Consider the following 23,560-nt stretch of genomic DNA (forward strand, 5'->3'; position numbering starts at 1 on the left):
GCTTCGCGCCAGAATTCGCAAGAAAATTCGCAGCAGGCCCTCGTATCATTCACCCCAGTAACCGCCGAGAGCCTTCAAATGAACCCAATAAAAACGTGGTGGGACATCAGCCCACCCTTGAGCACGGCGACCCCGACCTGGCCGGGCGATACGCCGTTCCAGGAAGAACGCGTGTGGCAGTTCGGCCCGGAGTGCCCGGTGAATGTCGGGCGCATTACCCTATCGCCGCACACCGGTGCCCATGTGGATGCACCGCTGCATTACAGCGCAGACGGCGCGCCGATTGGCGAGGTGTCGTTGGAGGTGTACATGGGGCCCTGCCGTGTGCTGCATTGCCTGGACAGCGTTGCGCTGGTGCAGCCGCATCAGCTGGAAGGCCGTGTGGATAACGTGCCGGAGCGTGTGTTGCTGCGCACTTATCCAAAAGCGCCACTCACCGAATGGGACTCGAACTTCACCGCCATTGCCCCGCAAACCATCGAGCTGCTGGCCAGCCTGGGTGTGCGTTTGATCGGTATCGACACCCCGTCCCTGGACCCGCAGCAGTCCAAGACCATGGATTCCCACAACGCCGTGTGCCGCCATGGCATGGCGATTCTGGAAGGCATCGTGCTCGATGACGTGCCGGAGGGCGACTATGAACTGATCGCGCTGCCGCTGCGTTTCGCCAACCTCGACGCCAGCCCGGTCCGCGCCATTCTCCGTCCGCTCAAGGAGCCCACGCGATGAGCCAATGTCCTTTCTCGCCTGATTACCAACCCCCGGAAGAATGGCATAACGCCGAACTGAATTTTTCCGAGTCCATGAGCTACGGCGATTACCTGGACCTGGGCAAAGTCCTCAGCGCCCAGCATCCGCTGTCGCCGGACCACAATGAAATGCTCTTCATCATCCAGCACCAGACCTCTGAGTTGTGGATGAAACTGATGCTCCACGAACTCAAGGCCGCCCGCGAGCACGTGCGCCTGGGCGAGTTGCCGCCGGCGTTCAAGATGCTGGCGCGGGTCTCACGGATCTTTGATCAATTGGTGCACGCCTGGGCGGTGCTGGCGACGATGACGCCATCGGAGTACAAAGCCATTCGGCCGTTCCTCGGGCAGTCGTCTGGGTTCCAGTCGTTCCAGTACCGTGAGATCGAATTTATCCTCGGCAATAAAAGCGCGGCGCTGTTGCGGCCCCACGCCCATCGGCCGGAGCTGTTGAATCAGTTGAAAGTGGCGATTGCTACGCCGTCGCTGTATGACGAAGCGATCAACCTGATGGTCAAGGCAGGTTTGGCGATTGACCCGAAACGTGCCGAGCGCGACCCGACGGCGGCGACGGTTCACGATGAATCCGTGGAGGCCGCGTGGCGCGAGGTGTATCGCGATCCAAGCCGGTACTGGGATTTGTATCAGTTGGCCGAGAAATTTATCGACCTGGAGGATTCGTTCCGTCAGTGGCGCTTCCGCCATGTGACCACGGTGGAGCGGATTATCGGCTTCCAGCCGGGTACTGGCGGCACCGAAGGCGTGGGCTATTTGCGCAAGATGCTCGATACCGTGCTGTTCCCCGAACTCTGGCGAGTTCGCTCCACGCTGTAAACAAAAAGCCCCGGATCACCGGGGCTCTTCATTTGGCATGCACTCAAAATTGTGGGAGCGGGCTTGCCCGCTCCCACAGGGGTTATTGCATCACGGCTACTTTCGCGTTTTTCATCCGCAACCGGTAGGCAATGTAGATAATCCCCACCCATACCGGCATCGCATACACCGACTCGCGAATACCCGGGATCGCCAGCATCACGCTGATGATCATCAGCATGAACGCCAGGCACAGGTAGTTGCTGAACGGGAACCAGAAGGTCTTGAACGACGGCGTCACGCCTTGCTCGCCCATGGCCTTACGGAACTTGATATGGGTGATGCTGATCAACGCCCAGTTGATCATCAGCGAGGCGACCACCAGCGCAAACAGCAACTCCAGCGCACTCTGCGGCGCGACGTAGTTGACCACCACGCACAGCATCGTCACCAGTGCCGAAATCGCCAGCGCCCGCAGCGGCACGCCTTGCTTGTTGAGTTTCATCAACGCTTTTGGCGCATCGCCTTGCTCGGCCAGGCCGAACAGCATGCGACTGTTGCAGTACACGCCGCTGTTGTATACCGACAGCGCCGCGGTCAGCACCACGAAGTTGAGGATGTGCGCAGCGGTGTCGTTGCCGATCAGCGAGAAGATCTGCACAAACGGGCTGCCGCTGTAGGGATCGCCCGACGCGCCGAGGGTTTGCAACAGTTGGTCCCACGGGTACAGCGACAGCAGCACGGTGAGCGCGCCGACGTAGAAGATCAGGATCCGGTAGACGACCTGGTTGATCGCTTTCGGGATCACTTTGCGCGGCTCGCTGGCCTCGGCGGCGGTGATACCCACCAGCTCCAGGCCACCAAACGAGAACATGATGAATGCCATGGACATCAACAGCCCCATGCCGCCATTCGGGAAGAACCCGCCGTGGCTCCACAGGTTGCTGACGGACGCTTGCGGGCCGCCGGTACCGCTGAACAGCAGGTAGCAGCCGAGCACGATCATGCCGACAATTGCCACCACCTTGATGATCGCGAACCAGAACTCGGTCTCACCGAAGAACTTCACGTTCAGGGTGTTGATCAGGTTCACCGCGACAAAGAACACCAGCGCACTGACCCAGGTCGGGATCTCTGGCCACCAGAACTGGATGTACTTGCCCACGGCCGTCAGTTCGGCCATGCCCACCAGCACGTAGAGTACCCAGTAGTTCCAGCCCGCCAGGAAGCCTGCGTAACCGCCCCAGTATTTGTGGGCGAAGTGGCTGAAGGACCCGGCCACCGGCTCTTCGACGATCATTTCACCGAGCTGGCGCATGATCAGGAACGCGATAAAACCGGCAATCGCGTAACCGAGGATCATCGACGGCCCCGCCGACTTGAGCACCCCGGCCGAGCCGAGGAACAACCCCGTGCCGATCGCCCCTCCCAAGGCGATCAGCTGAATGTGCCGGTTCTTCAGGCCACGCTTGAGGCCTACCGGGTTAACCATGTCATCCGCCATTAACATTCCCTTCTACTTGTTTTTCTCAGGGTTGATTGCACGCAGCACCAACCCCTCAGAAGTGCTGAGGGGTCAGATATTACTCTGCGTAAACTTTTCGTAATACAGCTGAACGCCATCAAGTGCCTGATCCGCCAGCCATTGTTGGATGGACTCGACCATTGGAGGGGGGCCGCACAGGTACATATCCGCCGATCTGTCCCGCAATTCAGCCAAGTCGAAATGCTCGGTGAGGTAGCCCCGTTTGCCGGGCCATTCATCTGACGGGGCACTCAATACTTCGGTGTAGCGAAAATCAGCGATTTTTGTGGCATAACCTTGGATGCGTGCCACCTCACATAAGTCTTCGGCGCCGCGCACGCCGTAGTACAGGTGCACGGGCTGGTTGCAGCCATTGGCAGCCAGTTCATCCAGCATCCCCAGCAAGGCCGAAAGCCCGGTTCCACCCGCCACCAGCACCAGCGGTTGGGTGACGTGGCGCAGGTAGAAGGCACCGAGTGGCGCTTCCATCAACAGCTCATCGCCCACCTGGCAGCGCTCGCGGATGTAGTTGCTCATCACCCCATCGGGCAACAGGCGGATCAGAAACTGCAGTTGATTGCCCGCAAGGTTGGCGAAGGAGTAAGACCGCCAACGGTCCGTGCCAGGCACCGACAGGCGTGCGTATTGACCCGGCAGAAAATCCAGCGCCTGATCCAACTGCACCTGCAGGATCGCCGTACTCGCCGACACCTGCTGCACCGCGCTCACCGTGCCTCGCACCTGCACCGGACCGGGCGCATTGCACAGGCTTGAATCAAAGTCGAAATAGAACGTTGCGTCGGACTTCACCCGCGTCTGGCAACTGAGCATCTTGCGCTGTTGCAGATCGAGGCTCGACAGCGCTTCTTCGTCCACATAATCCTGGCTGTAATCGCCTGACTCGCAACGACCCTGGCAGGTGCCGCACACGCCTTCGCGACAGTCCAGAGGGATTTTGATGCCGTTGCGCAGTGCTGCGTCCAGCAGGATTTCATGGGTGCCTACCGGGAAAAACAGAGTCTTGCCATCGGCAAAACTGAAGGCCACTTTGTGATTCATCTGATTGCTCTCCAAACACCCCGTAGCAGCTGTGGAGGTGTTCACAGGTGATAGAAGTCCAGCACCGAGTTGATGGTGTCGTTGAGCAGCAACGCGTGCTTGCGCGTAATCAACCAACTGTCGCCATGGGGCTTGAGGCTGTAGGTGGCATGCCCGTAAAACTGCTCCGAAGTGGCCAACCGACAAAACAACGTGTGCCAGTTCAGCCGCACTTCCAGCATGCCATCCGCCTGCTCGGCGATGCGTACGTTGTTGATCAGGTGAACGGTACGCGGCATGGGTGTCGCCGACGCGGCTTTGCCCGTGCGCAACCGGAACACGCGGTCTTCCAGGCCCGAACGGTTGGCGTAATAGATCAACGACATCTCGCGCTTGGGGTCGCGGGTGTAGACGTGTTCCGAGTCCCATTGCGGCAGGTGGAATTCACTCTGCGGATCGAACAGTTGCACATAGGCATCCCAGTCCTGGGCGTCGCACAGCTCGGATTTGCGGTAGAAAAACTGCTCTATCTGGTATTGCAGGTGCGCGTTCATCATTCCACCTCCCGCAGTTTCAGCGCTTGCCGGTCCAGGCCATCCAACAGAAATCGCTGCCAGTTGCGGTGCTGGTTCACGTAGAGGCCTTCGTGGGTGAACTCGGTGCCGGTCATGGCCGGCTGGATGCCGATGGCTTCGCTGTTGGGCGTTGGGCCGCTTTCCCAGCGATGGCTGCCGCGCGAGATATCGCTCCAGCGCTCCAGCCGGCCCTGGAAACCGCGCTGGGCTTCGCGAAACTCCACCAGGTCGTCCGGCGTGCCCATGCCCGAAACGTTGAAAAAATCTTCAAACTGACGAATACGGTTTTCGCGGTCGGCGTCGGATTCGTTTTTCACCCCCAGGCACTGGCTGATAATTTCGGTCTTGTTCCACGCCACCGGCCGGATAATGCGCAGTTGCGAGCTGATCTGGTCGAGGAAGAACAGGCTCGGGTAGATGTTCAGGTTGCGCAGGCGGTGCATCATCCACTCGGCCTTTTGCTGGCCGTGCTCTTCGACCAGGCGCGGCATGATGGTGGCGTAGCCGGAACGTACGCTGGGGTTGGGCATGTCACTGAACAGCAGGCTGTGGCCGTTGTTGAAGGCGAACCAACCGTCGTCGGTATTCGCGTCGCCGGCGCCGAGTTTGCTGTAGTCCAGAGTGGTGCCGGACGGGCTGCCGTTCTCGGTATTCACCTGTTGGCGGTGCTGCACCGTGGCCACGTAGTTGTAGTGCACGGTGCTGACGTGATAACCGTCCAGGCCGTTTTCGTTCTGCAATTTCCAGTTGCCATCGTAGGTGTAGGCGGACTTGCCCCGCAGCACTTCCAGCTCACCGGTGGCGGACTGGGCGACCATCATGTCGAAAAACACGTTCGCATCGCCGAGGAAGTCTTCCAGGCTGTCCGTGCCGTTCACGTCCAGGCTGATAAACACGAACCCTTTGTAGCTTTCGATGCGGGCTTTTTTCAGGCCGCGTGTGGCTTTGTCGAAACCTTCCGGGTATTCCCCTGGCGCCTTGACCTTCACCAACCGGCCATCGCTCTTGTAGCACCAGGCGTGGAATGGGCAGGTGAATGTCGACTGATTACCTTTGCCGACTCGCGTCAACGTGGTGCCGCGATGCTGGCAGGCGTTGATCAGCGCGTTGAGCTGGCCGTCGCCATCGCGGGTGATGATCATTGGCTGGCGCCCGGCACGCATCGTCACGAAGTCGTGGTTGTTCGCCAGTTCGCTTTCGTGGCAGGCGTAGATCCAGTTTTTCTCGAAGATCAGTTCCATCTCCAGGTCGAACAGTTCCGGTTCAGTGAACATGTCGCGGGCGATGCGGAACACTTCATCTGCCGGGCGAAAATCCAGGCAACTGTCGATAAAGCTTTTCCATTGCTCGACGCTTCTTGCACCACTCATGGGAGGCACCTTTTTGATTGGGGCTAAACGGTGGTTCATTAGAGGCAGCGGGGCAGGGCGCGGGCTATCCACTTAATGGGGGAACCTGAGCCGGATAATTGGGCAGCAAATACCCAACCCGGTGCAGGCCGGTGACGGGATGCGCTACTGTCTGGCAGGGCAAGAGGCGAAAAAAGCCGGCTACTTATCCACATAGTCGACCGTTGCTATCCATCGGGTTGCGATACGGCAGGTGTGGCTTGGAACTTGCCTTGATCGACAGGACGCGCCGTCAGAGCGCGCAAATGCCTAACCGCCGTGGGTGCACCCTGATGAGCAGCCAAACGATTCAACGCTTCGACCTGGAAGGCGCCCGCAGCTGGATGTCCGGCATCTGCGGGCCCCATCGCCTGGCCACCGCCACGCCCGAACGCCTGCGTTTTCATCACAGCGCCAACGTGTTCAAGTCGCGCGCCACTACCTTGGGCATGATCGAATACGGCACCGACGTGACCATCGACATCGAAGACGCCGAGCACTTCAGCAGCTATAGCCTGAGCCTGCCGCTGGTGGGCGAGCAGGAATTGAGCAAGAACGGCGAGCGCCTGAGTTCCAACCGTGACCAAGGGGTGATCATCTCGCCTAACGAGCACCAGGTGCTGGCCATTTCCGGTGACTGTCGCAAGTTGCAGGTGGTGATCACGCGCGCAGCGATGAGCGAGTCCCTGGAAGGGTTGCTGCATCGGCCGATTGAGGCGCCGTTGCGCTTTGAGTCGTTGATGGACGCGGTGGATGGCGCTTCAGCGTCGTGGTGGCGCATGGTGCGTTACTTCATTGCGGAGCTGGAACACGGCAGCGAGTTGTATGAGCAGGCTGCGTTCACCCGCGACCTGGAAAGTTCGTTGATTAAGGGCCTGATCCTGGCCCAGCCGAACAATTACTCCGAAGAACTGCGCGACGTATTGGGCGTGAAACTGCCGCACTACCTGATCCGTGCGCGCCAGTACATCCACGACAACGCTCGCGAAGCCGTGCATCTGGAAGACCTCGAAGCGGCCGCAGGGGTGTCGCGGTTCAAGCTGTTCGATGCGTTTCGTAAGTATTTCGCACTGTCGCCGATGGCTTATTTGAAGAAGTACCGACTGAGTTCGGTTCGCCAGGAAATCCTTGAGCATGGCTCCACTCGCACCATTTCCGAAATCGCTCTAGGTTGGGGGTTTACTCATCTGGGCCGGTTTTCAGCCGAATACCGAAAACTGTTCGACGAGTCCCCCAGCCAGACCCAGCAGCGCAAGCGCATGCGCAGTATCTGAAGACAATGAACATCAAACTGTGGCTTGCCTGCTCCCACATTGGATTCTCAGTGTTTGGGAGGCTCAGATCAGTTCTTCCACCAGGTGCAGGCAATGATTCAGCCCCGGCGACTGATCATTCACCCGTCGGCTGAGGATGATCGGCGACGTCGCCGTGGCTTCCACAATCGGCGTGTAGCCAATATCCGCCCGGTGCAGCACCTGCACCGAAGCCGGCACCAACGTCACCCCCATCCCGGCCCCGACCAGCCCGATAGCGGTCTGCAGTTCGTTGGTCCACTGCGCCACTTTGAGGCTCAGGCCATGGGCGTCGAACAGCGCAATCACATGGTCGGCATAGCTGGGGCGCGGGTTGCCGGGGTAAAGCACAAACGGCTCGGCGGCGAGTTGAGTGAGGGTGGCGGGCGCGCCCAGCAAGGGGTGACCGGCGGGCAACACGGCGACCAGCCGGTCCTGCACCAGCACACGCTGGACGATGGCCGGATCGTCGATACGAATCCGCCCGAACCCCACATCAATCCGCCCAGCCTTGAGCGCCTCGACCTGCTGCAAGGTGGTCATCTCCGACAGCCCCAATTCCAGCTCCAGCGCCTCGTGACTGCGCAATCGCCGAATCAATTCAGGCAGCACGCCGTACAAGGTCGAGGGTGCAAAACCGATACCCAGCCAGGTCTTTTCACCCTGGCCGATGCGGCGCGTGTTGTCGCAGACTTTGTTCAGTTGCTCCAGCAGCACATTGGCGTGCTCATAGAAGAACCGCCCGGCCTCGGTCAGCCGCAGCGGCCGGCCACGCTCCAGCAAAATCACGCCCAGCTCATCCTCCAATTGCTGGATCTGCCGACTCAACGGCGGCTGAGCGATGTGCAGACGTTCGGCGGCGCGGGTGAAGTTCAGGGTTTCTCCCAGCACCTGGAAATAGCGCAAGTGACGCAGTTCCATGACGGCTCCTTTCATACCTTTGGGGTATTGGTCGAGACTAATTCTATATTGGAAGCCTCGAAAGATGCGGAACAGAATCGGCTCAACTCTAAAAATAACCCAACGGGTATAGCCATGCCGATTTGCGCCATTGAGTCGATCGACACTGTCATCGTCGACCTCCCCACTATTCGCCCGCACAAGTTGGCGATGCACACGATGCAAAACCAGACGCTGGTGATCATCCGCCTGCGCTGCGCCGACGGCATCGAAGGCATCGGCGAAGCCACTACCATTGGCGGCCTGAGCTACGGCAATGAAAGCCCCGACAGCATTAAGGTCAACATCGACCGCCATTTCGCACCGCTGTTGATTGGCCAGGACGCGAGCAATATCAACGCGGCCATGTTGCGCCTGGAGCGCAACATTCGCGGCAACACCTTTGCCAAGTCCGGTATCGAAAGCGCCTTGCTCGACGCGCTGGGCAAACGCCAGAACCTGCCGGTCAGCGAGTTGCTCGGCGGCCGTGTGCGTGACGCGTTGCCGGTGGCCTGGACCCTGGCCAGCGGCAACACCGAAAAGGACATTGCCGAGGCAGAAAAGATGCTCGACCTGCGCCGCCACCGCATCTTCAAATTGAAGATTGGTGCGGGCGAAGTCAGCCATGACCTGGCCCATGTGATCGCGATCAAAAAGGCCCTTGGCGAGCGTGCCAGTGTGCGTGTCGACGTCAACCAGGCGTGGGATGAAGCCGTGGCACTGCGGGCATGCAAGGTGCTCGGCGACAACGGGATCGACCTGATCGAACAACCGATCTCACGCAATAACCGTGGCGGCATGGCGCGGCTCAACCTGTCGAGCCCGGCGCCGATCATGGCCGATGAGTCCATTGAGTGTGTCGAGGATGCCTTCAACCTGGCCCGCGAAGGCGCGGCGTCGGTGTTCGCCCTCAAAATCGCCAAGAACGGCGGCCCCCGTGCGGTGTTGCGCACTGCTGCGATTGCCGAGGCGGCGGGTATTGGCCTGTACGGCGGTACCATGCTCGAGGGCGGTATCGGCACCCTGGCTTCTGCACATGCCTTTCTCACGCTGAACAAACTGGCGTGGGACACCGAACTGTTTGGTCCGTTGCTGCTGACCGAAGACATCCTCACCGAGCCACCGGTTTATCGCGATTTTCAGCTGCATGTCTCCAACGCACCGGGCCTGGGCCTGGCCATTGATGAGGAGCGCCTGGCGTTCTTCCGTCGTGACAAACACTAAGAGGCGTCTGCCATGTTGTTCCACGTAAAAATGACCGTGAACCTGCCCGTCGACATGAACCCCGAACGTGCAGCCAGCCTCAAGGCCGATGAGAAAGCCTTGGCGCAACGCCTGCAACAAGACGGCAAATGGCGCCACCTGTGGCGCATCGCCGGGCACTACGCCAACTACAGCGTGTTTGACGTCGACAGTGTGCAGGAACTGCACGACCTGCTGATGCAACTGCCGCTTTACCCCTACATGGCTATCGAAGTGAATGCGTTGTGCCGGCACCCGTCGTCGATCCATGAGGATGACCGCTAGGTCGATTTTCAAACTAATAACTACAAGATGAGGAATGCACCATGTCCATCCGACTGTCCCAGACTGCCCATGCCCAACAGTTTCTCGAAGAAGCCAGCGGCAACCTTAACGACCGCGGCAATCCGCGCACTAAATCGCTGATCTACCGGATCCTGCGTGACGCCGTGAACATCATCGAAGACCTGGAGGTGACCCCGGAAGAGTTCTGGAAGGCCGTCAACTACCTCAACGAACTGGGCAAAAACCAGGAAGCCGGTTTACTTGCCGCCGGGTTGGGCCTGGAACATTACCTGGACCTGTTGATGGACGCCGCCGATGAAGAGGCCGGCAAGTCCGGCGGTACCCCGCGCACCATCGAAGGCCCGTTGTACGTGGCCGGGGCGCCGTTGTCGAAGTACGAGGCACGGCTGGATGATGGCAAGGATGATGCGGTGCCGCTGTTCATGCGCGGGCAGGTGCGTGACATCGATGGCAAGCCGGTGGCGGGGGCGATTGTGGATGTGTGGCAGGCCAACACCGCGGGTACGTATTCGTGGTTCGACCCGACGCAATCCGAATTCAACCTGCGCCGTCGCATCGAGACCGATGCCCAGGGCAACTACCGTTTTCGCAGCATCGTGCCGTCGGGTTACGGTTGCCCGCCGAGCGGGCCGACCCAGCAACTGCTCGATCAACTCGGGCGTCACGGACAGCGGCCGGCGCATATCCACTTCTTTATCTCGGCGCCGGGGCATCGGCACCTGACCACGCAGATCAACCTGTCGGACGACCCGTACCTGCATGATGATTTTGCCTATGCCACGCGGGATGAATTGATTGCGCAGATTCGCTTCAGTGACGACCCGCAGCTGGCGCGCGGGTTTGGCGTGGAGGGTCGGTTTGCGCAGATTGATTTTGACTTTGAATTGCACGTGGCTGACGCGCCGGTAGAGCAAAAACGCATGCAACGCGTACGCGCTTTGGAAGATTAAACGCGGTTAAAAATGTGGGCTTGCTCGCGAATGCGGTATCTCAGTCAATATATTCGGCGACTGATACACCGCATTCGCGAGCAAGCCCCCTTGGGTTCTGGGGTGTTACGGTTATTTGCGGATGACCAGATCCAGCACCTCATCCCGATCCTTGATCTTCTGCAACACAATCTCCGAACGGATATCCATCACCCCCGCCGTGCGGTTCAAGTGGTTCACGATAAAGTCGGAAAAATGCTTCAGATTCCTCGCCTGCACGCGCAGCACATAGTTGCTGGCACCCGTGATCACATAGGCACTGGCGACTTCCGGCCAGCCCTGCACCTTCTTGATAAACGTCTCATGCCAATCTTCCACGTCCTGGCGCAACGACAGGTGGACGATGGCTTCCAGCTCGATTCCCAATTGCTCGGCATTCAGCACTGCGCGATAGCCGCTGACGATTCCCTCACTCTCCAACAGGCGCAAACGGCGTAGGCAGGCGGAAGGCGACAATGCAACTTTTTCCGCCAGCTCCTGGTTGCTGATACGACCATCCTGTTGCAGGAAATGCAGGAGGCGCAGGTCGGTGGCGTCAAGAATCATGGTTAGAATAAATCCGCGTGTTTGGGGGTTAAATTCGAATTTCCTACAGCTTAATTAGCCTGTTACCCACCACTTTGCACGAAAATTCTCTAAAACTTCGTTCATTATTTGGTCCATTCTCACTTATAAAAGCCAGGACAACCCATGACCACTCGAAGCCATTGCCAAGCCCTCGATGCCCAGGATTCGCTGGCAGCGTTGCGTCGTCAGTTCGCCTTGCCTGAGGGCGTGATCTACCTCGATGGCAACTCCCTCGGCGCGCGTCCGGTGGCGGCGCTGGCGCGGGCGCAGGCGGTGATTGCCGAAGAATGGGGCAATGGCCTGATTCGCAGCTGGAACAGCGCCGGTTGGGCGGACTTGTCCCAGCGCCTGGGCAACCGCCTGGCGCCGCTGATGGGTGCGCATGACGGCGAAGTGGTGATCACCGATACCACCTCGATCAACCTGTTCAAGGTGCTCAGCGCGGCGTTGACTGTGCAACGTCAACGCCAGCCTCATCGCAAAGTGATCGTCAGCGAAGCGAGCAACTTTCCTACCGATTTGTACATTGCCGAGGGCCTGGCCGAGCTGCTGCAGCAAGGTTATTCCCTGCGCCTGGTAAACAGCCCGGACGAATTGCCCCAGGCCATCGATGAGGACGTGGCGGTGGTGATGCTTACCCACGTCAACTACAAAACCGGCTACATGTACGACATGCAGTCGCTGACCGCCCTGAGCCATGAATGTGGCGCGTTGAGTATCTGGGACCTGGCGCATTCGGCAGGTGCCGTGCCCATCGACCTGCATCAGGCGGGTGCCGACTATGCGATTGGCTGCACCTACAAATACCTTAACGGTGGCCCGGGCTCCCAGGCGTTTGTGTGGGTCAACCCGGCGTTGGTGGATGTGGTGCGTCAGCCGTTGTCCGGCTGGTTCGGGCACAACCGCCAGTTCGCCATGGAGTCGACTTACGCACCGAGCGCAGGCATCGCGCGTTACTTGTGCGGCACCCAGCCGATTACCTCGCTGGCCATGGTGGAATGCGGCCTGGAGATTTTTGCCCAGACCGACATGGCGAGTCTGCGCAGCAAATCCCTGGCCCTGACTGACCTGTTTATTGCCCTGGTCGAGGCCCGTTGCGGCGCCCACGGTCTGGAACTGATCACCCCGCGTGAGCACGCCAGGCGCGGCAGTCATGTGAGCTTTGAACACCCCGAAGGCTACGCGGTGATCCAGGCCTTGATCGCCCGTGGAGTGATCGGCGATTACCGAGAACCGCGCATCATGCGCTTTGGTTTTACCCCGCTGTACACCAGCTTTACCGAGGTATTCGATGCGGTGGAAATCCTCGGCGACATCCTCGACAACCACACCTGGGACCAGCCGCAATACAAAGTCCGAAACAGCGTCACTTAAGCACAACCCAAATCCAATGTGGGAGCTGGCTTGCCTGCGAAGACGGTAGTGAATTCACCATCGCCATCGCAGGCAAGCCAGCTCCCACAGGGTTCAGCGCCAGCAACAACCCTCACAATAATAAAGGGGCACACCACGTGACCACGCCAGACAACGGCTTTGCAGAGATCACCCACCGCGAGCTGGGCCTGCGGCGCCAGCTCACTTGCGGCCAGATGAGCATGATCGCCATCGGTGGCGCCATCGGCACCGGGCTGTTCATGGGCAGCGCCTACGCCATCGGTTATGCCGGGCCCAGTGTGCTGGTGAGCTACGCCATTGGTGCGTTGATCACCTTGCTGTTGATGGGCTGTCTGGCGGAAATGACCGTGGCGCATTCCACCTCGGGCTCCTTTGGCGCCTACGCCGAGTTCTATATCAGCCCGCTGGCGGGCTTTCTGGTGCGGTATGCCTACTGGGCAGCGATAGTACTGGCGGTGGGGGCCGAGGTCACGGCTGTGGCGATGTACATGAAGTACTGGTTCGCCAACGTACCGGAATGGGTGTGGATCGTGTCGTTTTCCAGCGTGTTGATTGTGCTCAATGCGATCAGCGTGAAGACCTTCGGCAACTTCGAATACTGGTTCTCGACGATCAAAATCAGCGCGATCGTCGGCTTCATTATTCTCGCGGTGTACGTAGTATTCGGCTCCGGTAACCCGGACTACGGGGTGCAGAACTACACCGCCCATGACGGCTTTTTTCCCCATGGCTTGAGCGGCATGTGGATCGCGGTGATCGTGTCGATCTTCAGCTACTTGAGCGTGGAGATGATCGCGGTGGCCGCCGGTGAAGCGGCGGACCCGCAACAAGCAGTGAAGAAAGCGTTCCGCGCCACCATCGTGCGCCTCGTGGTGTTTTACCTGCTGACCCTGGCGCTGATGCTGGCCATCGTGCCGTGGAACCAGGCCGGGCAAACCCAGAGCCCATTCGTCACAGTGATGCAGACCATCGGCATTCCCGGCGCCACGGGGGTAATGAATTTTGTGATCCTGATTGCGGCGCTGTCGGCCATGAACAGCCAGCTCTACATCACCACGCGCATGATGTTCAGTTTGTCCCGCGCCGGCTTTGCGCCCAAGTCCATGGGCGCCTTGAGTAAGAGCGGCATTCCGTTGAACGCGTTGTTGCTGTCCAGCTCGGGCATCGCCCTGGCGACGTTGCTCAATGTGGTGTACCCGGAAAGCTCGTTCACCCTGATGATGGCGATTTCGATGTTTGGCGCGATCTTCACCTGGTTCATGATCTTCCTCACGCACCTGTTTTTCCGGCGCTATCGCACGCGTCACGGCGGGCCGACGTTATCCTTCCAGATGCGGCTGTTCCCGTACAGCACCCTGCTGGGGCTGGTGCTGATGGGCGCGGTGATGATCACCACCTATTTCACCGAGGCGTTCAAGATGACGTTGGTGTTTGGTGTGCCGTTTCTATTGATTCTGTCGGCGGTTTACTACGGGTTTTTCCGCAAAGGCAGGGCCAAGGCGTCGAACAAGGCTTTGGCGTAGCCCGGCAGCTGTTCGAACGAGCGCGCACATAGCAGCAGCTTTCGGCAGGCCCAATCCTCTTGCAACGGTTGGGCCTTGAAGCGACGTTCCGGCTGCCCACGCTCCAGTGCGGCCTGGGGCACGATACCCAGGCCGGCGCCACCGGCGACCATGCGAATGACGCCATCAAAACCCTCGGCACGGATGCGCGTCTGCAAGCGAAAGCCTGCGTGCAGCGCCTGTTCTTCCAGGTACACCGACAGCGCGCTGTTGGCGGCGAGGCCTACGTAGTCGTGTTGCAGGCTGTCGATGAAGCTCACGTGTTGCGTCGTCAGTGGATGATCCAGCGGCATGATCAGCGCCAGCGGATCGTCACGAAACGCCAGGGTCTGCAGGCCGTGGGTGTCTACGGCGTCGGAAATGATCCCAAGGTCCGCCGTGCCCTGACGCAAGGCCTGGGTAATGCGCAGGCTCGGAAGCTCTTGCAGGTCGATATCGAGGTTGGGGTGCTCGCGCAAAAAGTCCGCCAGCAACTCGGGTAAGTATTCGCTGAGGGCGGTGCTGTTCAAACGCGTATTTTTCATCGGCATGGCGCTATTGGGCGGTCACTTGCTGATCAGTGGTTAAAGGCGCAACAGTTCAATCTCTCGGTGTAAGCTGCTGCGAACGGATAAGAGAGAACGACGTGTGAAAGCCCGATCCGATGAGCTACAGATCTTCGTCAGCGTGATTGAGTGCGGTTCGATTTCCGCCGCCGCCGAACAGGTCGGGTATACGCCCTCGGCGGTCAGCCGCACCTTGTCGCGCCTGGAAGCCAAGCTCGACACCACGCTGATCAACCGCACCACGCGGCGCATGGACCTGACCGAGGAGGGCAAGTACTTCTTCGAGCAGGCCAAGGTGATCCTGGCGCAGATGGATGAGCTGGAGGAACGCCTGTCGTCGCGCCAGAAAAAGCCCGCCGGGCGTCTGCGCATCAATGCCGCCGTGCCGTTCATGCTGCATGGCATCGTGCCGTACATCGCCGAGTTTCGCAGCCTCTACCCACAGATCCAGCTGGAGCTGAACAGCGATGATCTGATTATCGATTTGCTTGAGCAAAGCACCGACATCGCCATTCGCATCGGCGCCCTGGGCGATTCCACCCTGCATGCACGAGCCCTTGGTAGTACGCCGCTGCATATCCTCGCCAGCCCCGACTACCTCAAGCAATACGGCACACCGTCCACGGTCACCGAGTTGGCGGACCACACTTTGCTAGGGTTCACCCAGACTGAAACCCTCAACCACTGGCCGCTGCGCCATGCAGACGGTGACCGCTGGCTGATCCAGCCCAGCGTGGCCGCCTCCAGCGGCGAGACCGTGCGCCAGTTGGCGCTGGAGGGCCAGGGTATTTGCTGCCTGTCGAACTTCATGACCGGCGCCGACATCGACGCCGGGCGCCTGGTGCCGGTGCTGGAAGCGTTCAACAGTGGCTATCGCCAACCAATCCACGCGGTGTTCTACCGCAACTCGCAACTGGCGTTGCGCATCCAGTGTTTCCTCGACTTTATCCAGGCCAAGCTGGCGCGGTATGCGCGCTGATTCGTGACTCTTGCGCAAGAGTGAATTGGGTAAACGGGGCTTATTCGTCATGGATCAGCCCGTGATACTGGCCCCATCACTTATTCAGTCAGGAGCACTCTCCATGAACGTATTCGTCACCGGCGCAGCCGGTTTTATCGGTGGTTCCATCGCCACTGGCCTGGTCATGGCCGGCCACACCGTTACCGGCCTGGTGCGCAGTGCCGAACAAGCCGCCGAGTTGACCGCCCTGGGCATCACCCCGGTAATCGGCACCTTGGATGACAGCGCCGTGTTGACCGAGCAGGCGCAAAAGGCCGATGCGGTGATCAATGCCGCGAGCAGCGACCATCGTGCGGCCGTTGAAACCCTGCTGGCAGCATTGAAGGGCTCGAACAAGCCGTTCCTGCACACCAGCGGTTCAAGCATCGTCGGTGATGCGTCGGGTGGCAAAGGCAGTGATGTCATCTACTTCGAAGACAACCTTCCTGAGCCGACTGTCGATAAAGCGGCCCGTGTCGCCATCGATAACCTGATCCTGGCCGCCGCTCAGGACGGTGTGAATTCGGCAGTGATCTGCAATACGTTGATCTACGGCCACAGCCTGGGCGTGAAGCGCGACAGCGTGCAATTGCCGCGTCTGCTCAAGCAAGCCCGCAAGAGCGGGGTGGTGCGTCATGTGGGCAGCGGGCAGAACATGTGGTCCAACGTGCACATTGAAGACGTGGTTGCGCTGTACTTGCTGGCGCTGGCCAAGAATGTGCCAGGCACTTTTTACTTCGTGGAAAGCGGCGAGGCGTCGTTTATCGACATGACCACGGCCATTGCCGAAGCCTTGAAACTGGGTAAACCGCAGGATTGGCCACTGGCCGACGCCGAGGCCGAGTGGGGCTATGAAATGGCGAATTATGGTTTGGGCTCCAACAGCCGGGTGCGGGGCAAGCATGCCCGTGAACTGTTGGGCTGGGCGCCGAAGCGGACTTCCGTTGTGGAGTGGATTCGCCACGAGAGGGTGTGATGTTCGCTTGAGACCGAGCTGCTGCCTTCGCGAGCAAGCCCACACATTTGACTGCATTCCAACGTTGAAACTCGGTCAAGTGTGCGCGGGCTTGCTCGCGAAAGGGGCCACTCGGTCCGTCTGGTTCACCCGAGACTGGCCCCGCCGCGCTCAATTCCGTACCATTCCCCGCCTTATCCCCCGCATTACCCTGGTACCTCATGAACCTCACCCGTCTGCGCGCCGATGCCCTGGCTGGCCTCACCACCTCTTTTGCGTTGCTGCCCGAATGCATCGCCTTTGCCCTGGTGGCCCATCTCAACCCGCTGATGGGGCTCTACGGCGCTTTTATCATCTGCACCCTCACGGCGTTGTTTGGTGGTCGACCCGGCATGGTGTCCGGTGCGGCAGGCTCGATGGCTGTCGTGATTGTTGCGTTGGTGGTGCAACACGGCGTGGAGTATCTGCTGGCCACGGTATTGCTGGGCGGGTTAATCATGGTTGCCTTCGGCCTGCTGCGCCTGGGCAAGCTGGTGCGCATGGTGCCGCACCCGGTGATGCTCGGCTTCGTCAACGGCCTGGCGATTATCATCGCCCTGGCACAGTTGGAGCATTTCAAAAGCGGTGAAACCTGGCTCAGCGGTACGCCGCTGTACGTGATGGCCGGCCTGGTGCTGGTGACCATGGCCATCGTCTACCTGCTGCCGCGCATCACCCGCGCCGTGCCGCCCGCGTTGGTGGCGATCCTCGGCGTCGGCCTGGCGGTCTACCTGCTTGGCCTACCAACCCGCACCCTTGGCGACATGGCCCACATCGCCGGTGGCCTGCCAACGTTCGCGCTGCCGCAAATCCCCTGGACCCTGGAAACCCTCGGCATCATCGCGCCCTACGCGTTCCTGATGGCGATGGTTGGGCTGTTGGAAACCCTGCTCACCCTCAACCTCACCGACGAAATCACTGAGACCCGTGGCTACCCCGACCGCGAAAGCGTGGCCCTTGGCGCAGCGAATATGGTTTCGGGCCTGTTCGGCGGTATGGGCGGTTGCGCGATGATCGGGCAAACCGTGATCAATCTCAGCTCCGGCGGGCGCGGGCGTTTCTCCGGGGTGTTTGCCGGGGTGATGATCTTGCTGTTCATTCTGTTTCTGTCACCGTTTATTGAGCGGATTCCGCTGGCGGCGCTGGTGGGGGTGATGTTTGTGGTGTCGCAACAGACTTTCGCCTGGGCGTCGCTGCGCGTGATCAACAAGGTGCCGCTCAATGACGTGCTGGTGATTATCGCGGTGACGGTGATCACCGTGTTCACCGACCTGGCCACGGCGGTGCTGTGCGGCATTGTGATCGCAGCGTTGAATTTCGCCTGGCAACAAGCGCGCGAGTTGTATGCCGATGAGCATCTGGAGGCTGATGGCAGCAAGCTCTACCGCCTGCACGGCACGCTGTTCTTTGCCTCGACCACACCGTTCCTGAATCAATTCGATACGGCCAATGATCCGGACCGGGTGACACTGGATTGCCGCCACCTGAGCTTTGTCGATTACTCGGCGATTGCTGCACTGATGACCCTGCGCGAGCGCTACACCAAGGCTGGCAAGCATCTGCGGGTGCTGCATTTGTCCGAGCGCTGCAAGAAGTTGCTCAAGCGCGCCCGGGTACATCATGAGTAAGTGATCAAGGCCCGACCAGGGTTTCCAGTTCCTGGGCGCGGGTCTGGGTCATGTCCAGCATGCAGCCGGTACCGTTGACCTGGTCGATGGTGCCGCCGGTGGCGGACCCTGCGAAGGCGCAATTGGCGTCACGGTACTTTATCCACAGGCGCTGCACGTCTTGCAGTTGTTGCTTGCGCGCGCCTTTCTGGGCGGCGAGGGCGGTTTTGTAGGCCTTGTTCAGGCGCGTGTCCTGGACCTTGGCTTCTTTGACGTTGCAACTGACCATTTCTACGGTCGTGTTGGCGCCGTCCATGCATTTTTTCAAGGCCGCGTTGTCGGCGGCTGAAGCAGTGCCACACAGGGCTAGAAGCACGGCACCGGCAGCAAGGGATGTGCGAATCATGGTCGATATTCCTGGGCTTAAAGGGATGTGCATTCTATGACTCAAGCGCTCGCGCTGAGTTTCCAGCCTTTTCTGAACCTCATGTAAGAACACCCCCCGAGTTTTCATGTACGGCTGTCGCGCATACCCCAACGCGACAGCGCTTACCCGTGGGCGAAAATCACTTTCATAGCATTTGAAAATGCCCTTCGGTAATGATTTATGAGTTTCACAACCAACTCGACGTGACCCTTTCCGAGGAGTACCGCATGGCCGCATCACCGGGCTTCGGGCTATTGGCATACGCTGCCATCGCCATCATTGCTTTGATCGTGCTGATTGCACGTTACCGGCTCAACCCGTTTATCGTCATCACCCTGGTGTCCATCGGCCTGGCGCTGATGGCCGGGATGCCGGCGGATACCATCATGGGCTCGTACGAGGCGGGCGTCGGCAAGACCCTGGGACATATTGCTTTGGTGGTGGCACTGGGCACCATGCTGGGCAAGATGATGGCCGAGTCTGGCGGTGCCGAGCAGGTGGCGCGCACGCTGATCAACCGGTTTGGCGAACGCAACGCGCACTGGGCGATGGTGTGCATCGCGTTCCTGGTGGGGCTGCCGCTGTTTTTCGAAGTCGGTTTTGTGTTGCTGGTGCCGATCGCCTTTACCGTAGCGCGGCGCGTGGGCGTGTCGATCCTGATGGTCGGCTTGCCGATGGTCGCCGGTTTGTCGGTGGTGCATGCGCTGGTGCCGCCGCACCCGGCGGCGATGATGGCGGTACTGGCGTACAACGCCTCGGTAGGGCAGACCGTGCTGTATGCGATTTTGATCGGCATTCCCACGGCAATCATTGCCGGCCCGGTCTATGCCAAATTCATCGTGCCGCGTATTCATCTGCCGGCGGAAAACCCGCTGGAACGCCAGTTCATCGAGCGCGAACCGCGCACGCGCCTGCCGAGCTTCGCGCTGACCATGGGCACTATCCTGTTGCCGGTAGTGTTGATGATGATTGGCGGCTGGGCCAACGTGATTTCCACCCCGGGCACGGGCTTTAATCAATTCCTGCTGTTTATCGGTAACTCGGTGATCGCGTTGTTGGTGGCGACGTTGGTCAGTTTCTGGACCTTGGGCCTGGCCCAGGGCTTCAACCGCGAGTCAATCCTCAGGTTTACCAATGAGTGCCTGGCGCCGACCGCCAGTATCACCTTGCTGGTGGGGGCGGGCGGCGGGTTGAATCGAATCCTTGTGGACGCTGGCGTCACCCACGAAATCCTCGGGTTGGCCCATGCCTTCCATCTGTCGCCGCTGGTGATGGGTTGGCTGTTCGCTGCACTGATGCGTATTGCTACAGGCTCTGCCACTGTCGCTATGACCACCGCCTCCGGCGTGGTGGCGCCGGTCGCCATGGGCCTGGGTTATCCACACCCCGAATTGCTGGTGCTGGCCACCGGCGCGGGTTCGGTGATCTTTTCTCACGTGAACGACGGCGGCTTCTGGCTGATCAAGGAATACTTCAATATGACGGTGATCCAGACCTTCAAGACCTGGACCGTGCTGGAGACATTGATCTCTCTTGTCGCCTTTGGTCTGACGTACGGTCTGTCCTGCATTTTGTAACCCGGAGACCCCATGGACATCCTCTACCAGATCCGCGCCCGCCAGGATTCCTTCAGCGCCGGTGAAGGGCGTATCGCCAGGCTGATGCTGGAGGACGTAGGCTTTGCCGCTTCGGCCAGCCTGGAAGCGTTGTCCCAGCGGGCCGAGGTCAGCACGGCGACCTTGTCGCGGTTTGCGCGCAGTGTGGGGTGCCGGGATTTGCGCGACTTGCGCCTGCAATTGGCCCAAGCCAGTGGCGTCGGTAGCCGCTTCCTGGACCCGGCGGGGTTGCCGGAGCAATCGGCGTTTCATCGGCAGATTCTGGGTGATATCGAGGCGACTTTGCGTCAGCACTTGTCGGGGTTCAACCAGGCGAGTTTCGTTGACGCGGTCAGCCTGCTGGGCAAGGCACGGATGATCCACGCGTTCGGTATGGGCGGCCCGTCGAGCCTGTGCAGTGATGAATTACAGGTGCGCTTGGTGCGCCTGGGCTATCCGATTGCGGCTTGTCATGACCCGCTGATGATGCGCGTCACGGCAGCGACCTTGGGCCCGGACCATGCATTGATTGTGTGTTCCCTGACCGGCCTCACCCCCGAGTTACTGGACGTGGTGGAACTGGCGCGCAACTACGACGCGCGTGTCGTCGCCATCACCCTGGCCGATTCGCCCTTGGCCCAGTTGGCGGATGTGCTGCTGCCGTTGCAACCGGCCGAAACCAGTTTTATCTACAAGCCCACCGCCGCGCGCTACGGCATGCTGCTGGCCATCGACCTGCTCGCCACCGAGCTGGCGCTGGCTATGCCCGACGACAACCAGGAACGCCTGCGCCGGATCAAGCTGGCCCTGGACGATTACCGCGGCGGTCCCGATAGCCTGCCGCTTGGAGACTGATATGAAGTACGACACGTTGATACGCCAGGCGCTGATCATCGATGGCCGCAATACGCCCGGCTACGTTGCTGATGTGGGGTTGCGCGACGGGCGCATCGAGACGATCGGTGACTTGTCGGCGGCCGTGGCCGAGCATGAAATCGACGCCATGGGGCGCGTGCTGGCGCCGGGTTTTATCGACGTGCACACCCACGATGACACCGTGGTGATTCGCCATCCGCAAATGCTGCCCAAGCTCAGCCAGGGTGTGACCACGGTGATCGTCGGCAATTGTGGCATCAGCGCCACGCCGGTGAGTTTGCGCAGCGATCCGCCGGACCCGATGAACTTGTTGGGCACGCGCGAGGCGTTCACTTATCCACGTTTTGCCGACTACCGCGCGGCGGTGGACGCGGCGCATCCGGCGGTGAACGTTGCCGCACTGGTCGGTCATACGGCGCTACGCAACAACCATATGGACGACCTGCACCGCAGCGCCTCGCTGGATGAAATCACCGCCATGCGCGTGCAGTTGCAGGAAAGCCTTGAAGCCGGCGCCCTTGGTTTATCCACAGGCCTGGCCTATGCCAGTGCGTTCAATGCCGAGACTGATGAAGTGCTGCAACTGAGTGAAGAACTCACCGCGTATGGCGCGGTGTACACCACCCATTTGCGCAGTGAATTCGAGCCGGTGCTGGAGGCGATGGACGAGGCGTTTTTGATTGGCCGGCATGCCAAGGCGCCGGTGATTATTTCCCACCTCAAATGCGCCGGCGCGGGGAATTGGGGGCGTAGCCCGCAGCTGCTGGCATCGCTGGAAGCGGCTGCTAGAACCCATCCAGTGGGGTGTGATTGTTATCCCTATGCGGCGAGTTCTTCGACCCTGGACCTCAAGCAGGTGACTGACGCGTTTCGCATCACCATCACCTGGTCGACACCGCACCCGGAGCTGGGCGGGCGCGACTTGCAGGATATCGCCGCCGAGTGGGGCGTTTCGTTGATGGATGCAGCGCGCCGCCTGCAACCGGCAGGGGCTGTGTATTACGGGATGGATGAAGACGATGTGCGCAAGATCCTGGCGCATCCATTGTCGATGGTCGGGTCGGATGGGCTGCCGGAAGACCCGTTTCCACATCCGCGTTTGTGGGGGGCGTTTCCACGGGTATTGGGGCATTTCAGCCGGGATGTCGGGTTGTTTGCGCTGCACACGGCGGTGCACAAAATGACCGGCTTGTCGGCGGCGCGTTTTGGTTTGGCCGAGCGCGGTGAAATCCGTGAAGGGCACTGGGCCGACCTGGTGTTGTTCGATCCGCTGCGCGTGCGCGATGTGGCGGATTTCAAAGCACCGCAGCGGGCGGCGGAAGGCATCGATGGTGTGTGGGTCAACGGCGCGTTGAGCTACAGCAATGGGCGCGCGAATGGCCGGCGCGCAGGGCGCTTCCTGGCACGCAGTGGGGATTTGCGCCGTGGATTCGTGGCGGGTGGATAGACCGGTTTATCGTTCATCGCAGGCAAGCCGGCTCCCACAGTTGATCGTATTTATCCAGCCACATTCGATCATCTGTGGGCGCTGGCTTGCCTGCGATTGCGATCTGTCATTCAACACGGGAAACCCTTTATAGTTGTGGTTTTCAGACACGGAGGCGGATACATGCACTTAGGAAAAGTTACCCCCATAGTGCGGATTTTCGACGAGGCCAAGGCGTTGGAATTCTACGTCGACTTCCTGGGGTTCAAGGTAGATTGGCAACACCGTTTCGAGGCGAATTATCCGTTGTACCTGCAGGTGTCGCTGGGTGAGTGCGTGCTGCATTTGACTGAGCATCATGGCGACGCCTCGCCGGGCTCGGCAGTGCGTATTCAGGCGCAGGGAGTGGATGCGTATCAGCAGCAATTGGCGGGCAAGGATTACCGGTATGCCAAGCCTGAAGTTGAGGACACGCCTTGGGGCTCGCGCGAGATGAGCATCAAGGATCCGTTCGGGAATCGGGTGGTGTTTGTCGAGGAGAGCGAGGGCTGAGGGGTAAATCGCAGGCAATAAAAAACCGCCTTGGTAGGGCGGTTTTTTATTGCAATCCCAGTTAGTGGCTGGGGTTGCGACCTCATTGGAAGCTATGACCAGCATCCTAAGGCTCACGTGTTCCGGTAAGTGCGCTGGAGGTAAGGCCCAACTTACGG

The 23,560-nt window shown here is 60.0% G+C and carries 22 protein-coding genes and 2 pseudogenes; 16 read left to right on the forward strand and 8 right to left on the reverse strand.

Annotated elements, in window-relative coordinates; genetic code table 11:
* Window positions 1–78: 78 nt before the first annotated feature.
* On the forward strand, window positions 79–729 hold the full coding sequence (kynB, locus tag AACY08_RS17690) for an arylformamidase (RefSeq protein WP_339470622.1): 651 nt from the start codon (window positions 79–81) through the stop codon (window positions 727–729).
* Window positions 726–1,583 (forward strand): tryptophan 2,3-dioxygenase, encoded by an 858-nt coding sequence (kynA, locus tag AACY08_RS17695; RefSeq protein ID WP_219269019.1) that lies wholly within the window; start codon window positions 726–728, stop codon window positions 1,581–1,583. Before kynB ends, kynA begins: the two co-directional genes overlap by 4 nt.
* An 82-nt stretch (window positions 1,584–1,665) precedes the next feature.
* Here the strand turns inward: kynA and AACY08_RS17700 are convergent, their stop codons facing one another.
* From AACY08_RS17700 to antA, 4 genes are all read right to left on the reverse strand, one after another.
* Complete coding sequence (locus AACY08_RS17700; protein WP_339427499.1) at window positions 1,666–3,066, reverse strand: amino acid permease; 1,401 nt, start codon at window positions 3,064–3,066, stop codon at window positions 1,666–1,668.
* 72 nt (window positions 3,067–3,138) lie between these two features.
* Window positions 3,139–4,146, reverse strand: coding sequence for an anthranilate 1,2-dioxygenase electron transfer component AntC (gene antC, locus AACY08_RS17705; RefSeq protein ID WP_339470623.1), 1,008 nt, complete (start codon window positions 4,144–4,146; stop codon window positions 3,139–3,141).
* A gap of 41 nt (window positions 4,147–4,187) precedes the next feature.
* A complete protein-coding gene (gene antB, locus AACY08_RS17710; RefSeq protein ID WP_339420524.1) occupies window positions 4,188–4,679 on the reverse strand; it encodes an anthranilate 1,2-dioxygenase small subunit in 492 nt (163 codons plus the stop codon).
* Window positions 4,679–6,070 carry an anthranilate 1,2-dioxygenase large subunit gene (antA, locus tag AACY08_RS17715; RefSeq protein WP_339470624.1) on the reverse strand — a complete coding sequence of 464 codons (1,392 nt, stop codon included), beginning with the start codon at window positions 6,068–6,070 and terminating at the stop codon, window positions 4,679–4,681. The genes antB and antA overlap by 1 nt, the downstream gene beginning before the upstream one ends.
* Window positions 6,071–6,381: 311 nt before the next feature.
* Here antA and AACY08_RS17720 point away from each other — a divergent pair, with 311 nt between their 5' ends.
* Window positions 6,382–7,362: an AraC family transcriptional regulator gene (locus tag AACY08_RS17720; protein ID WP_339470625.1), complete on the forward strand. Its 981-nt coding sequence runs from the start codon at window positions 6,382–6,384 to the stop codon at window positions 7,360–7,362.
* Window positions 7,363–7,425: 63 nt separating this feature from the next.
* Here AACY08_RS17720 and AACY08_RS17725 read toward each other — a convergent pair whose 3' ends face one another.
* Window positions 7,426–8,301, reverse strand: coding sequence for a LysR family transcriptional regulator (locus AACY08_RS17725; protein ID WP_339420527.1), 876 nt, complete (start codon window positions 8,299–8,301; stop codon window positions 7,426–7,428).
* 114 nt (window positions 8,302–8,415) lie between these two features.
* Here AACY08_RS17725 and AACY08_RS17730 point away from each other — a divergent pair, with 114 nt between their 5' ends.
* The 3 genes from AACY08_RS17730 to catA are packed head-to-tail and all read left to right on the forward strand — an operon-like array spanning window position 8,416 to window position 10,817.
* Window positions 8,416–9,543: a muconate cycloisomerase family protein gene (locus tag AACY08_RS17730; RefSeq protein WP_339470627.1), complete on the forward strand. Its 1,128-nt coding sequence runs from the start codon at window positions 8,416–8,418 to the stop codon at window positions 9,541–9,543.
* Between the two features lie 12 nt (window positions 9,544–9,555).
* Window positions 9,556–9,846, forward strand: coding sequence for a muconolactone Delta-isomerase (gene catC / locus AACY08_RS17735; RefSeq protein ID WP_065874670.1), 291 nt, complete (start codon window positions 9,556–9,558; stop codon window positions 9,844–9,846).
* Between the two features lie 41 nt (window positions 9,847–9,887).
* A complete protein-coding gene (gene catA, locus AACY08_RS17740) occupies window positions 9,888–10,817 on the forward strand; it encodes a catechol 1,2-dioxygenase (protein WP_339420529.1) in 930 nt (309 codons plus the stop codon).
* Between the two features lie 111 nt (window positions 10,818–10,928).
* Here the strand turns inward: catA and AACY08_RS17745 are convergent, their stop codons facing one another.
* Window positions 10,929–11,402 (reverse strand): Lrp/AsnC family transcriptional regulator, encoded by a 474-nt coding sequence (locus AACY08_RS17745; protein WP_339437464.1) that lies wholly within the window; start codon window positions 11,400–11,402, stop codon window positions 10,929–10,931.
* Window positions 11,403–11,546: 144 nt separating this feature from the next.
* Between AACY08_RS17745 and kynU the strand changes: the two genes are divergently transcribed.
* Window positions 11,547–12,797, forward strand: a complete 1,251-nt coding sequence (gene kynU / locus AACY08_RS17750; RefSeq protein WP_339470629.1) for a kynureninase — start codon at window positions 11,547–11,549, stop codon at window positions 12,795–12,797.
* Between the two features lie 137 nt (window positions 12,798–12,934).
* A complete protein-coding gene (locus AACY08_RS17755) occupies window positions 12,935–14,341 on the forward strand; it encodes an amino acid permease (protein WP_339470632.1) in 1,407 nt (468 codons plus the stop codon).
* Here the strand turns inward: AACY08_RS17755 and AACY08_RS17760 are convergent.
* Window positions 14,287–14,886, reverse strand: a pseudogene (locus AACY08_RS17760) (LysR substrate-binding domain-containing protein); the annotation flags it as partial. The gene AACY08_RS17755 and the pseudogene AACY08_RS17760 sit on opposite strands and share 55 nt — an antisense overlap.
* Here AACY08_RS17760 and AACY08_RS30560 point away from each other — a divergent pair.
* The 4 genes and pseudogenes from AACY08_RS30560 to AACY08_RS17775 form a co-directional block, all read left to right on the forward strand.
* Window positions 14,870–14,947 (forward strand): annotated as a pseudogene (locus AACY08_RS30560) (sulfite exporter TauE/SafE family protein); the annotation flags it as partial. The pseudogenes AACY08_RS17760 and AACY08_RS30560 sit on opposite strands and share 17 nt — an antisense overlap.
* Before the next feature lie 60 nt (window positions 14,948–15,007).
* Window positions 15,008–15,904: a LysR family transcriptional regulator gene (locus AACY08_RS17765; protein WP_339470633.1), complete on the forward strand. Its 897-nt coding sequence runs from the start codon at window positions 15,008–15,010 to the stop codon at window positions 15,902–15,904.
* Window positions 15,905–16,007: 103 nt separating this feature from the next.
* Window positions 16,008–16,901, forward strand: coding sequence for an NAD-dependent epimerase/dehydratase family protein (locus tag AACY08_RS17770; RefSeq protein ID WP_339470636.1), 894 nt, complete (start codon window positions 16,008–16,010; stop codon window positions 16,899–16,901).
* Between the two features lie 200 nt (window positions 16,902–17,101).
* Window positions 17,102–18,547 (forward strand): SulP family inorganic anion transporter, encoded by a 1,446-nt coding sequence (locus AACY08_RS17775; protein ID WP_339470637.1) that lies wholly within the window; start codon window positions 17,102–17,104, stop codon window positions 18,545–18,547.
* 4 nt (window positions 18,548–18,551) lie between these two features.
* On the opposite strand, the gene AACY08_RS17780 is transcribed toward AACY08_RS17775, so the two are convergent.
* Window positions 18,552–18,932, reverse strand: coding sequence for a lysozyme inhibitor LprI family protein (locus AACY08_RS17780; protein WP_339470638.1), 381 nt, complete (start codon window positions 18,930–18,932; stop codon window positions 18,552–18,554).
* Between the two features lie 248 nt (window positions 18,933–19,180).
* Here AACY08_RS17780 and AACY08_RS17785 point away from each other — a divergent pair, with 248 nt between their 5' ends.
* The 4 genes from AACY08_RS17785 to AACY08_RS17800 all read left to right on the forward strand — a co-directional run bounded on the left by AACY08_RS17785 (window position 19,181) and on the right by AACY08_RS17800 (window position 23,402).
* Window positions 19,181–20,530, forward strand: a complete 1,350-nt coding sequence (locus AACY08_RS17785) for a GntT/GntP/DsdX family permease (protein WP_339420538.1) — start codon at window positions 19,181–19,183, stop codon at window positions 20,528–20,530.
* A gap of 12 nt (window positions 20,531–20,542) precedes the next feature.
* Window positions 20,543–21,403 (forward strand): MurR/RpiR family transcriptional regulator, encoded by an 861-nt coding sequence (locus AACY08_RS17790; protein WP_339420539.1) that lies wholly within the window; start codon window positions 20,543–20,545, stop codon window positions 21,401–21,403.
* A gap of 1 nt (window position 21,404) precedes the next feature.
* Complete coding sequence (locus tag AACY08_RS17795; protein WP_339470640.1) at window positions 21,405–22,871, forward strand: N-acyl-D-amino-acid deacylase family protein; 1,467 nt, start codon at window positions 21,405–21,407, stop codon at window positions 22,869–22,871.
* A gap of 162 nt (window positions 22,872–23,033) precedes the next feature.
* Window positions 23,034–23,402 (forward strand): glyoxalase superfamily protein, encoded by a 369-nt coding sequence (locus AACY08_RS17800; protein ID WP_339420541.1) that lies wholly within the window; start codon window positions 23,034–23,036, stop codon window positions 23,400–23,402.
* The last annotated feature ends 158 nt before the right edge of the window (window positions 23,403–23,560 follow it).

It is taken from the genome of Pseudomonas sp. EL_65y_Pfl1_R83, assembly GCF_963970695.1.
Taxonomy (GTDB): Bacteria; Pseudomonadota; Gammaproteobacteria; order Pseudomonadales; family Pseudomonadaceae; genus Aquipseudomonas; species Aquipseudomonas tritici.